We start from the raw sequence: 12,210 nt of genomic DNA, 5'->3' as shown, positions 1-12,210 counted from the left end.
TGTGCGGATACCGGGCAGCGGGCTCACTTCAGGGCGCCGAGCGTCACGCCGGTCCGCCAGTAGCGCCGCATCGCGACCATCATGATCGCCATGGGGATGATCGACAGCAGCGCGCCGGTCAGGACGAGACTGGTCACGTCGATGCCCGACTCCAGGCGTTTGCCGGTCCAGTTGTACAGACCCAGGTTGAGCGTCCAGTTCTCCTCGCCGCGCAGCACGGTGAGGGGGAGGAAGAAGGCGTTCCAGGTGTTGACGAAGGCGAGCAGGAAGACGGTCGCACCGCCCGTCGTCATCATCCGCAGCACGATGCTGAAGAAGATCCGCAGCTCACCGGCGCCGTCGATCCGGGCCGCCTCGAGGAGCTCGAACGGGATCGTGGCCTCGGTGTACACCTTGGCCAGATACACGCTGAACGGGTTGATCAGGCAGGGGATCAGCATCGCCCAGGGGGTGTCGACCAGCCCGATCGCCGAGAACAGCAGGTACAGCGGCAGCGTGAGCAGCGCGATCGGGATCAGGAACGAGCCCACCACGCACGCGAACACCGCGCCCCGCCCGGGGAAGTCGAAGCGGGCGAGGCCGTAGCCCGTGGCCAACGCGATGAGGGTGCCGCCGAGCGAGCCGACGCCCGCGTACAGGAACGAGTTGGCGGTCCAGCGCAGGAAGATGCCGTCCTCGTAGGTGAAGACCTGCTGGAGGTTGTCCCACAGGTGCCAGCCGGAGAACCACAGTCCGTTGCTCTGGTACAGCCCCACGCGGTCCTTCGTCGCGGCGATCATCAGCCAGTACACGGGGAAGAGGCTGTAGACGCTGGCCAGGATCAGACCGAGCAGCATGAAGCGCTGGCCGCCCTTGGAACGCGAGGCCGCGTCCGGGCTGGTGAGTCGTCGCACGGTGCGCCCGCGGGGTGGCACGGCGGCTGTTTCCGTGCCGTTTTCCTTACGGTTTTCCGTCAGCGCCATCAGTCCGCCTCCCTCGAGGTCAGCCGGTAGAAGAGGAAGGACGCCACACCGAGGATCAGGGCGAGCAGCACCGACAGGGCCGCGGCGTAGTGGTAGTTGGCGGCGTTGAACGCCTGGTTGTAGATGATCATGATCGGCGTGAAGCTGTCGCTGACCGTCTCCGGAGTCACGTTCCTAAACAGTGCGGGCTCGTTGAAGATCTGCAGCATCTGGATGATCGACAGCAGCGCGGTCAGCACGAGCGCCCCGCGCACGAACGGGATCTTGATGCTCAGCGCGATCCGCAGCTCCGAGGCGCCGTCCAGCCGTGCCGCCTCGAACAGCTCACGGGGCACGCCCTGGAGCGCGGCGTAGATGATCACCATGTTGTAGCCGATGCCGTGCCAGGTCAGCAGGTTGCCGATGGCCGGCCACACCATGGAGGGCGCGAAGAAGTTCCAGTCGAACCCGAACAGCTCGCCGAGCGGCGTGAGCGGGCCCACCTCGGGGCTGTACAGGTTGACCCACACGACGGCCGCGACCACGCCGGGAATCATGTACGGCACCAGCAGCAGGATCCGGAACCGGCCGGCCGCCTTCGCCGTGACCGCGTCCAGGAAGAGCGCCAGCAGCAGGCTGATGAGCAGCATGAACGGGATCTGGACGCAGGCGAACAGCACCACCCGGAGGATGGAGGTCATGAACGCCGAGTCGGTCAGGCCCTTGCTGTAGTTGTCCAGGCCGACGAACTCCGTGGTCGCGCCGCCGAGCCCGAGCCCGGACTGCTTCTCCAGGAACAGGGACTGGTAGACGGCGTAGCCGATCGGAAGCAGATAGAGGAAGACGAAGCCGAGCTGGAAGGGCACCGTGAAGGCGGCACCCTTCCAGCGCTGGGAGCGAATCATCGAGTCTGCCTCAGCCCTTGACGCTGATGCCGCGCTGCTTCAGGTCGTTGACCGTCCACTCCTGCATGTGCGCCAGGAGATCGGTGACCTTCTGTTCCTTGCTGACGACCTTGGCCCACTCGGCCTGCATCTCGGTGAACATCGCGGTCCAGTTCGGGCCGAAGGTCCAGCCGGTCCGGACGGTGCCCAGGCTGTCCGTGACGATCTTCTTGGCCGGCTCGTAGTTCTTGCCGAGCAGCTTCTCGGAGATCGCCTCGGAGACGTACGACTCGCTGTCGGCCAGCGCCGGCATCACACCGCTGCCGGTCTCCGGGCTCGCCATGGTCTTGACCGCACCGGTGTCGGTGGACATCCACAGCGCCGCCTCGGCGGCCTGCTCCTGGTTCTTGCACTGCTCGCTGACCAGCGTCAGGTTGCCGCTCTGGTTGGTGGCGGCCGGCGTCCGGGCCGCCTCTCCCTTGAAGGTCGGCCACGGGGCGAGCGCCCAGTCGCCGAAGGACTTGGTGAAGTTCTGCACCATGCCGGACATCTGCCAGGTGGAGATCTGCCGGGTCGCGGTGGCGCCGGTGTCGAAGCTGCGCTGCACGGCCGCGTAGTCGGCGAAGGACAGCTTGGCGTTCAGGTCGTTGTCGATGATCTCCTGGATCACCTTGGCGGCCTTCAGGGTGCCCGCGTCCTGGAAGTCGACCTTCCAGGAGTTGCCGTCGATGCTGTACCAGTTCGCCCCGGCCTGCATGGCGAGCACCTCCAGGGTGCTCGGGTCCTCACCGGCGTAGTTGGTGATCTTGATGTCGTGCTTCTTCAGCACCTTGCCCGCGGCGATGAAGTCGTCCCAGGTCGTCGGGGCCTTCAGGCCGTACTTCTCGAAGATGTCGGTGCGGTAGATGGTGAACGCGGGGGCCGAGGCGGTCGGGACGCCGTAGACCTTGCCCTGGACCTGGCCGACCGCCCATGAGCCGGGGTTGAACTTGTCCTTGTCGGCCTCGACGTACTTCGTGATGTCGGCGAGCGCGCCCTGCGAGACCCAGCTGGTCACATACTCACCGGTGTTCTGCAGCAGACAGGGCGCGTTGCCCGCCTTGACGGCGTTGGTCAGCTGCTTCTGCATGGTCAGCTGGTCGGTGACCTTCGTGTACTTGAGCTGGACGTCCTTGTGGCTGGCGTTGAACGCCTTGACGACGGCCTCCTGGCCGTTGGCCCAGCCCCAGAAGTCGAGGGTGACGGGGCCGGAGGCGTTGGAACCGGAGTCCGAGTCTCCGGAGCCGGATCCGCCACAGGCGGCGAGCAGACCTGTCAGGGCGATTCCCGCGACGGCGGCGGAGGCGAACCTTCTCCGGGGGCTGGTGAAGTTCATCTGACCGTGATCCTTCGGAATGAGAGCGTTCTATCGGAACGTCGGCGGCTCGGTGGTGCCGGCCAGAACGGCGGCCGGAAATCGTCGGCTCGCGGTTGCGGGGGGTCGGCCAAGCAGAAGCTGTAGTAAGCGGTTGCAGGGACGGTAGGCCGACGTCTCCGCTCATAGCAAGAGGTGCGCGGAAATTTGTTACGCCGGGTTGTCCGTCCGGTTATCTGCGGGCGCGCGTCCGCCCTGTCCGTGCCGGAGGGCGTAAGCGCAGGTGGGAGGCTGTTCGATGAGGGCTGTTGCGCGGATGGGGGAGCGCTCCCGAGTGACCTGGCGAGGACCGGTAAGGCCTCGGGAAAACGCTTACGAAACGTTTGCTGGACGTTACTTCCGTCCGCCCCGCGGGGCAGGCGGCTGCACGGAGTTGCGTACGACGACATGGGTGCCCAGCACCAGATGGTCGCCGTCGCCGCCCTTGCGGCGGCCGGTACCGCCCTCGCGCCGGTCCGCCACCGCGCGCAGCGCGACGCGGCCCATCTCCTCGTACGGCACGTGGACGGTGGTGAGTTGGGGTGTGAGCTGGGAGGCGAGCGGAATGTCGTCGTAGCCGACGATCGACACGTCCTCCGGCACCCGCAGCCCGGCCGCACGCAGCGCCTGCATGGCACCGGCGGCGACCACGTCGGTCCCGGCCAGCACGGCGGAGAAGTCCAGCCCTTGCTCAAGGGCCTCCTCCACCGCCTCGTACCCGTGCTCGTAGTCGTACGGCCCGTGCCGCACCATGCCCGGATCGAACGGCACGCCGTACGCGTCGAAGGCCCGCCGGGCGCCTTTCAGCCGGCCTTGGGCGGTCGTGAGTTCGGCATGCCCCGGCAGCACGAGGACCTCGCGATGCCCGGCGGACAACAGATGGCTGGCCATGGCATACGCGCCGCCCTCGTTGTCGTAGTCGACCGTCGTGGCCGGCACGTCGCCCTCCAGCGGCGGCCTGCCCACGAGCACGAGATGGGAGCCGGCGGCGTCGAGGGAACGGGCGAACCGGGCCATGCGCAGCTGGTACTCGTCGTAGTCGTAGGCCCCGCCGAGCAGCACGACGGCGGCGACCCCCTGCTGCCGCATGAGGTTGACCAGCGCGAGCTCCCGCTCGGGGTCGTCCCCCGTGGTCCCCACCAGCGAGAGCCAGCCGCGCAACGTGGCGGCGCCCTCCACTCCCTTCGCCACATGGGCGAACGCGGCGCCGGTGATGTTGTTGATGAGGATCGCCACGGTGGGCGTTCCGCCGCCGGCCAGGGAGCGGGCGTGGGCGTTGGTGACGTAGTCCAGATCCCGGACGACCTTCATCACCCGCCGACGCAGATCGTCCGACACCGGGTAGTTGCCGGACAGGACGCGCGACACGCTGGCGACGGAGACACCCGCGCGTTCCGCCACGTCCCGGATGGTGGCCCGACCGGCGTCGTTCGACACCTTGCGCTGACTCACCCTTGCGGCTCCTTCACCGTCGCGCCTGCCTTGCCGGACGCCCGGGCGCCGTGCCCCGCGCCGGATGGCCAGAGACCTCGTCCCTCGCCGTACGACAGGGAAACCGGCCCCCCGCCGATGCGGAAACCGTATCCCATGGTTTCCGAGCGGGCGCCCCGTGCGCCGGCCGCCGCCTCATGCGACCCGGGCCAGGTCCGCGTGGCGCACCTCGTGGGCCGGCGGCAGGCCCGCGACCAGGCGTTCCAGCTCCTCCACGGCGGTGCGGCCGAGGCGCTCCAGCTCGTTGCCGAGCGATCCGGCGATATGCGGGGTGAGGAAGACGTTGGGCAGGTGGTAGAGCGGGGAGCCGGCGGGCAGCGGTTCGGGCTCGGTGACGTCGAGGATCGCGTACAGCCGCCCGGAGGCCAGCTCGTCGGTGAGCGCGTCGGGGTCGATCAGGGCACCGCGCGAGGTGTTGATCAGTACGCCGCCGTCCCGGATGAGGGCGAGGCGGTCGCCGTCGAGCATGCGGTAGGTCTCGGGGATGTCGGGGGCGTGCAGGCTGACGATGTCGCTGTGCCGGAGCAGGTCCTCCAACGACATCGACTCGGCACCGAGTTCGGTGGCCTCGGCAGGGCTGACGTACGGGTCGTGCAGCAGCACCGTGAAGTCGAAGGGCCGCAACAGCTCCAGCAGCCGTCTGCCCACGCGCGAGGCGCCGATGACGCCGACGCGGCGGCCGACGTTGCCCGTGGGGGCGGTCTCGGCGGGGGTCGGATACGCGCGGCTGGTGCGGAAGCGCTCGCGGTGGGTGAAGGTGTCCTTCCCGGCGAGCAGGATCATGGCCAGCGTGTACTCCGCGACCGGCAGCGCGTTGGCGGTCACCGCACTGGAGACGGTGACGCCGTGCTTCCAGAGGGCCTCGCCGACCAGCGAGCGGACCGAGCCGGCGGCGTGCAGGACGGCGCGCAGCTTGGGCGCGGCGGCGAGGACGTCGGCGTCCAGGTGGGGGCAGCCCCAGCCGGTGATGAGCACCTCCGCCTCGGCCAGGGCGGCCGCGGACGCCGGGTCGGCGAAGTCCCGCACCACGAGCGCGGGGTCGATGTCGGAGGCCTTCCTCAGCCTGGCCATGAGCGGCGAGGGGAAGAGCAGCGGGAGGTGCACCGGATCCATGGCGAACACGGCCCTCGGTGGCTGGGGGCTGGGCATGAGTCTCCTGACGGACTGGGATGGAAACATTTTCAGAAAGCGCCTTCTACCGTAGATCTGCCGGGAACGGCTGGTCAATCAGTAGGGCTGAGAGTGAGCACACGGGTTTCCTCGAACTCATTTGCGCCGCTTACAAGCTTGCTTGGGGGGAGCGGGGTGCCAGGAGCGGCGCATGAGGCCACGGCGAGGCTGTCCCCGCAGGGTTGAGGCGCTGGTCGGCCCGGGACGTTCGGCCCGCGCTGTATCGAAATCGGTTACTTCGTTTTCTCCGGTGCGGTGCCGGTGTCGGCACCGGTGGCGGCCTGAGGCGTCATGCGGACCCTTGGGTGGCGGGGATGCGGACGGCCGTGAACGAGTGCGCCGGCAGAGGGCAGTCGAAGGCGTCGGACGTGGGGAGCGGCGAGCTGTGCGGGGCGGCCTGCTCGGCGGAGAGCTCGCCGGCCAGGACGGTCCGCGTGGCCCAGGCGGCGGGTTGCCGCGCCCCGACGAGGCGGATGTCCGCCGTGATCTCGTCCGGCGTCAGGTTCACGACCTTGACGATGACGTCGCCCGTCGCCGAGTCCCGGACGGTGGAGACCGAGAACGTCCGCAGCGGCCGCCGGTCGTCCTCGACGTCGTGGATCACGGCGCCGTCCAGCAGACAGCGGATCCGGGAGCCGGCGACCTCGACCCGGATGTCGTACCACCGCCCGGTCTCGACGGTGCCGGGCACCCACTCCACGTCCTCGGCCCTTCCGTCGCAGACACGCTGCAGCGGCATTCCCTTGTTCTGCCATCCGCCGATCGTCCAGAGGTAGTGGTCACCGGTGGCCACCGCTCCGAAGGCGATCCGGAAGCCCTCCTCGCCGCCGGTCTTGCGCGCCCGCACATCGATCGTGTAGTCGGCCTCACCGCAGCTCACGCGCAGGTCCGCGTACTCCGCCAGGGTGTTCACGGTGTCGAGCCGCACCCCTCCGCCCCGCAGGCCGTCCGGCGGTTCGGCCGCGTCCGGGGCGCCGGTCAGCGTGTGCGGCAGGTACACGTCCCCGTGGTGCACGGAGTGCATGCGGTGCGCGTGGTAGTTCACCGTGAGCCGGACGGAGGTGTTGTCGAAGTGGATCAGGTCCGGCGTCCACTGCGTATGGCCGGACTTGGCGAGCAGCGGGGCGTAGGAGGACAGGGCGACGATGTCACCGTTGCGCTCCAGGGCGTTCAGGTACGCCGCCTCGGCGAGGGCGTTGTACAGGGTGCTGCCCATCGACGCCCACTCGCCGAGGTACACCTTCGGGCCGGTGCGGTCGTAGCCGTCGTAGCGGTCGGTGTTCTGCAGGAACCAGCGCGGGGAGAGATACCCGTGCTCGTCGACCATCGCGAGGCCGGTCTTGCGGGCGAACTCCCAGCCCGCCTCGAAGTCCCGTCCCCTGGGGGCGGGCCCCGAGGTGCCGATGACCGTGATCTCGGGGTGTCGCTCGGCCAGCGCCGCGTGGATGAGGGCGAACCGCTCCCGGAACGCCGGGGTGATCTCGTCCTCGTTGCCCACGCCGAGGTACTCCAGGCCGAACGGCTCCGGGTGCCCGGCCTCGGCCCGCCGGGCACCCCAGGGCGAGTCGGCGGGGCCGTTGGCGTACTCGACGAGGTCCAGGATCTCCTGGACGTACGCGGGCATCTCGTCGAGGGGGACGGCGTGCTGGCCGCCCGGGGTGTTCTGGCAGCAGACACCGGCGGCCACCACGGGCAGCGGTTTGGCGCCGATGTCCGCGCAGAACTGGAAGTACTCGAAGTAGCCGAGGCCGGCGGACTGGTGGTAGCCCCACAGGTTGCGCTGCGGGCGGCGGGCTTCGAGCGGTCCGATGGTGTCCTTCCAGCGGTACATGTTGCCGAGCCCGAGGCCGTGGGCGACACAACCGCCGGGGAAGCGCAGGAACTTCGGCTTCAGATCGGCGATCGCCTGGGCCAGGTCCGCGCGCAGGCCGCCCGGCCGGCCGCGGAAGGTGGCTGTGGGGAAGAGGGACACCAGGTCCAGGTGGACGGTGCCGGGGGTGGTGGCGAGGACGAGCAGCCGGGCGTCGGGGTCGGTCGCGGCGGAGACCAGCACCGTTTCGTGCCGTGTCCAGGAGCCCGTCACCCCGTCGAGCACGGCCTCGGCGTACGTGCCTCGCGATCCGGTCAACCGGACGGTCAGCGGGGCCTGTTCGCCCTCCGGGCGGCGGGCGTACAGACTCAGCCGGTACGACGCCCCCGCCTCGACCGGAATGCCGTCGAACCCGTGGTTCACCAGGCCCACGCCCTCGCCCGGAGCCGTCACCTCCAGTACCGCGTGGCGCGGGTTGGCCGGGTGCAGCGGGGCGGCGGTGTCCGTGCGCAGGCTGCCGCGTCCGCCGCCCAGCTCGACGAGCTCCCAGGCGGTGAGCGCGTGCCACTCGGGCCGGTCGTCGCGGCTGTAGGCGAAGGACCGGTTCTGGACGAGTTCGGCGTACAACCCGCCGTCGGCCGCGTGGTTGATGTCCTCGAAGAAGGCGCCGAAGACGTCCGGGCTGATCGGGTGCCCCGCGTCGGCGCTCATGTCGACGCGGATCGTCGTACGGCGGGTGGGGCGGGGAGGACGGGGCATGCTGGGCTCCGTTCATGGGCATGTGGTCGAGGGTTCGTGACGACCGGGGGCCACGGACATCCTTGATGGCAACCGGTTTCCGGCCAGGCCGTCAAGATGGCCTGCTGCCGACTCCTGGGCAGTGGTGATCAAGCCGGTCTCGGTGCGCCCTCCCGTCGACGTCGCAGGCGCGGCGCGGGCCGCTCCCGTTCGTCGTGCCAACTCGGCGGGAATTGCGGGGGCGCATCAGAAGCATGGCTCTGACCTGCTATTTCTTGAGCCTTCGCGGGTTCCGCGGCGACCCTGAAGCCGACTGGCTCATGTCGTTGAGGTTACACATTCTTTTCGAAAATCCGTCAAGGCTCTTGACGTGGTTTCCGGACAGGAAGAAGCTCTGCCCCACTGCATAGCAACCGGTTGTCCCACGACCGGGCGCGGTCGTGCACTCGATCCACGGCCGAGATATCGAACGAACAAGCAAGGGGGTGGTGGGTTCATGCGCCCACATGCCGGTGCCTCGCTGAGCCGCCGCCGATTCCTCAGCCTCTCCGCGGGCGGCGCCGCGGCCGGTGCGGCGGCGCTGAGCGGATGCGCGCTCCAGGTGTCCAACGGGGTCAGCAGCGGTGTGGGGGAGACCGTCACGATGATGGTCAAGGCCGACGACATCACGCCGGAGCTGGTGCAGCAGGCCCTGAAGGACACCGGCATCACGATCAAGCGGGTGGACTGGGACATCACCAAGCTGATCGCGATGCTCACCAGTGGCAACCCACCGGACCTGGTGCGCGGCGTGGGCGCCACGGACGCGGCGTACTTCGCGGCCCGGGACGTCATGCAGGAGCTGGACCCGTACTTCGCCAAGAGCAGCGTCCTCAGGCTCGACGACCTGGACCCCGTCAACGACCTGTGGCGCTACGACGGCAAGAGGCAGGGCGAGGGCCCGCGCTACGGCATGGCGAAGGACTTCTCCCAGGACTCCATGTTCTGGTACAACACCTCGGCCTTCGACAAGAAGGGGGTCGAGTACCCGCCGGAGACCGAGCCGGTCACCTTCGACGAGTGGCTTGACAGTGCCAAGCGCCTCGTCCAGCGGTCGAAGGGCCAGACAACCGTCTTCGGCGGCAGCTATGGCGGCCTGACCAGGGCCACGCTGCTGGCGTCCTTGACGGCCTCCGCCGGGGGCAGCCTGTTCAACGCGGACTTCTCCAAGGTCGACTTCACCACCCCCGAGGCCCGCAAGGCACTGGGCTGGTACATCGACTTCTGCAAGCTCAAGGTCGGACCGAGCCTCATCCAGCCCGACCCCAACGGCTGGGACGGGCCGACCTTCCAGGCCGGGCGCTTGGCCATGTCGAACTCCGGCTACTGGATGGGCGGCATGATCAACACTGACGAGAAGCTGGCGCAGGTCGCCCGTCTCGCCCCCGCGCCGGTCTTCGCGGGCGGCACGCGCATCAGCCCCTGCCAGGGTGGCACCGGCATGTGGATGCCGCGGAAGGCGAAGAACAAGGACGCCGCGTGGCGGATCTTCGAGTGGTACTTCGGCGAGGCGCCGGCCAAGGCCCGGGCGTCCGGCGGCTGGGGTATTCCGACCCTGAAGTCCCTGCGCTCGCTGATGCCCGCCCAGGAGGACCACCAGAAGCGGGTGCTGAAGGTGCAGGAGAACGAGCTCAAGCACTTCTCGGTGGTCTCCTTCACGCCCTACACCACGGCGGACGCGATCGACTCGCTGTTCAGCCAGGCCGCTCCGGCCGCGATGAAGGGTCAGATGTCCGTCGACACGCTCGCGGGCAACCTGAACTCGGTCATCAACGAGCAGCTCAAGCGCGGTAAGGAGCAAGTGGGATGACGGTCGACCAGATCTCCTCCATCGCGGACCGGTCCCGCTCGACCGCGAGTGGCGGCCGGGCCCCGTCCGCCGACCGGCCGCGGACCTCGGTGACCGCGCGCAGACACCGGGCGTTCTACATGTTCGCCTCGCCGTGGATCATCGGGTTCCTCCTGTTGACGATCGCGCCCATGGTGTACGCGCTGTGGCTGAGCTTCACGACGTTCGACGGCATCTCGCCCAACTGGCACTACGTCGGTTTGGGCAACTACCGCGAGCTGATGGGCGATTCGGTCACCTGGGACTCCCTGGGGCGGGCGGGCCTGTTCGCGGTGATCTCGGTACCGCTGTCGATCACCGGCGGGCTCGGCCTCGCCGTCCTGGTCAACCGGCCCATGAAGGCCCGCGGCCTGTTCCGCACCCTGCTCTATCTGCCGGCCGTGGTGCCGCCGGTCGGCGCGGGCATCGCCTTCAAGAACCTCTTCGACCAGAACTCCGGCGCCACCAACGGCGTTCTGACCTTGTTCGGCTTCGACGCCATCGGCTGGCTGGCCGACCCCTACGCCCGCTACGTGCTCATCATGACGGTGCTCTGGGCCGCCGGAAACGTCATGATCATCTCGCTCGCCGGTCTTCAGGACGTCCCCCGCGAACTCCACGAGGCGGCCTACCTCGACGGCGCGAGCGCCTGGCGGACCTTCCGCAGCATCACCGTGCCGCTGCTGTCGCCCGTGCTGCTGTTCCAGACCGTGACCGGGATGATCGCCTCGGTACAGACCATCATGCCCATGCTGCTGGCCCCGATCGGCACCACGGGCGGCCTCACCACGATCCCGCAGTCCAACTACACGTACATGATCCACGTGTTCTCGCAGTACTTCGCTCTCGGGCGCTACGGCTACGCCTCCGCACTGCTGTGGGTGCTCTTCGTCCTGATCCTCATCGTGACCGGACTCATCTTCAAGTTCACGTCCGGTGTGGTGTTCTACAACGTCGACCCGGAGGCGAAGAAGTGACCGCCACCAGCCTGCCCCCCAAGTCGCCGGTCCGCGTGCGGATCCGTGTCAACCGCCTGGTCCTCTACACGGTCCTCGTCGTCCTCACCGGGCTCTTCCTCGGCCCCTTCGGCTGGCTGGTCCTCACCGGTCTGAAGTCACCGGACGAACTCGCCACCGCCCCCGTGCAGTGGCTGCCCGCGACCTTCCAGTGGCACAACTTCACGGACGCCTACAAGCTCATCGACTTCCTGGGCTACGCCCGCAACTCCCTGATCATCGCCCTGATCTACGGCGTCCTCGTCACCCTCAGCTCCGCCTGGGTCGGCTTCGGCTTCGCCCGGCTGACCGCACCCGGCAAGAAGACGCTGTTCGGCATCCTCATCGGCTCGATGATGCTGCCGCAGATGATCACCCTGCTGCCGACCTACCTGATCTTCGCCAAGCTCGGCATGGTCGACACGTACTGGCCGTGGGTGCTGTGGGGCTTGTCGTCCGCGCCGTATCTGGTCTTCCTCTTCCGGCAGTTCTTCGCCGGTCTGCCCCGCGAGCTGGAGGAGGCCGCGATCGTGGACGGCTGCGGCTACTCGGCGATCTTCTGGCGCATCTTCCTGCCGCAGTCCTGGCCGGTACTGTCCGCGAGCTTCGTGATCGCCTTCACCTGGACCTGGGGCGACTACATCGCCCCGCAGCTGCTGCTCTCCACCGACAAGTCCACGCTCGCCGTCGCGGTGATGACCACCTACATCTCCTCGGCCGGAACGCCCATCACCAACCTCCAGGCCGCCGCCTCCGTGATGTACGTCGTCCCGATCCTGCTGATCTTCCTTGTCGCCCAGCGCGGCTTCGTCGCCGGGATGTCGACCTCCGGGCTCAAGTAGCCCCTCCTGCCGACCTGTCATTAGGAGCACCGCATGAACACGCACGCAGACGAGCACGTGCTGAATCTCAAGTTCCGCA

9 protein-coding genes are annotated in these 12,210 nt (G+C 68.5%); 3 read left to right on the top strand and 6 right to left on the bottom strand.

Features of this window, described 5'->3' with window-relative positions:
* Positions 1 to 23: 23 nt before the first annotated feature.
* The 6 genes from QQM39_RS07655 to QQM39_RS07630 all read right to left on the bottom strand — a co-directional run bounded on the left by QQM39_RS07655 (position 24) and on the right by QQM39_RS07630 (position 8,448).
* Complete coding sequence (locus QQM39_RS07655) at positions 24 to 962, bottom strand: carbohydrate ABC transporter permease (protein ID WP_301995867.1); 939 nt, start codon at positions 960 to 962, stop codon at positions 24 to 26.
* Positions 962 to 1,846, bottom strand: a complete 885-nt coding sequence (locus QQM39_RS07650) for a carbohydrate ABC transporter permease (RefSeq protein WP_301995866.1) — start codon at positions 1,844 to 1,846, stop codon at positions 962 to 964. Before QQM39_RS07650 ends, QQM39_RS07655 begins: the two co-directional genes overlap by 1 nt.
* Positions 1,847 to 1,856: 10 nt before the next feature.
* Complete coding sequence (locus QQM39_RS07645) at positions 1,857 to 3,200, bottom strand: ABC transporter substrate-binding protein (protein ID WP_301995865.1); 1,344 nt, start codon at positions 3,198 to 3,200, stop codon at positions 1,857 to 1,859.
* Between the two features lie 372 nt (positions 3,201 to 3,572).
* The gene (locus QQM39_RS07640) at positions 3,573 to 4,670 is read right to left on the bottom strand and encodes a LacI family DNA-binding transcriptional regulator (protein WP_301995864.1); all 1,098 of its coding nucleotides are present in this window, start codon (positions 4,668 to 4,670) and stop codon (positions 3,573 to 3,575) included.
* A 174-nt stretch (positions 4,671 to 4,844) separates the two neighbouring features.
* On the bottom strand, positions 4,845 to 5,858 hold the full coding sequence (locus QQM39_RS07635) for a hydroxyacid dehydrogenase (protein ID WP_301995863.1): 1,014 nt from the start codon (positions 5,856 to 5,858) through the stop codon (positions 4,845 to 4,847).
* 310 nt (positions 5,859 to 6,168) lie between these two features.
* Positions 6,169 to 8,448, bottom strand: a complete 2,280-nt coding sequence (locus tag QQM39_RS07630; protein WP_301995862.1) for an alpha-L-arabinofuranosidase C-terminal domain-containing protein — start codon at positions 8,446 to 8,448, stop codon at positions 6,169 to 6,171.
* Positions 8,449 to 8,923: 475 nt separating this feature from the next.
* Between QQM39_RS07630 and QQM39_RS07625 the strand changes: the two genes are divergently transcribed.
* Genes QQM39_RS07625 through QQM39_RS07615 form a run of 3 tightly spaced genes read left to right on the top strand, consistent with a single transcriptional unit; the run spans position 8,924 to position 12,131 of the window.
* Positions 8,924 to 10,276, top strand: a complete 1,353-nt coding sequence (locus QQM39_RS07625) for a sugar ABC transporter substrate-binding protein (protein WP_301995861.1) — start codon at positions 8,924 to 8,926, stop codon at positions 10,274 to 10,276.
* Positions 10,273 to 11,271 carry a carbohydrate ABC transporter permease gene (locus tag QQM39_RS07620; RefSeq protein WP_301995860.1) on the top strand — a complete coding sequence of 333 codons (999 nt, stop codon included), beginning with the start codon at positions 10,273 to 10,275 and terminating at the stop codon, positions 11,269 to 11,271. The genes QQM39_RS07625 and QQM39_RS07620 overlap by 4 nt, the downstream gene beginning before the upstream one ends.
* Positions 11,268 to 12,131 carry a carbohydrate ABC transporter permease gene (locus QQM39_RS07615; protein ID WP_301995859.1) on the top strand — a complete coding sequence of 288 codons (864 nt, stop codon included), beginning with the start codon at positions 11,268 to 11,270 and terminating at the stop codon, positions 12,129 to 12,131. Before QQM39_RS07620 ends, QQM39_RS07615 begins: the two co-directional genes overlap by 4 nt.
* The last annotated feature ends 79 nt before the right edge of the window (positions 12,132 to 12,210 follow it).

It is taken from the genome of Streptomyces sp. DT2A-34, from assembly GCF_030499515.1.
Lineage (GTDB): Bacteria > Actinomycetota > Actinomycetes > Streptomycetales > Streptomycetaceae > Streptomyces.
The sequence above is the reverse complement of the archived record's forward strand: the minus strand, read 5'-3'. Positions and strand labels throughout refer to the sequence as shown.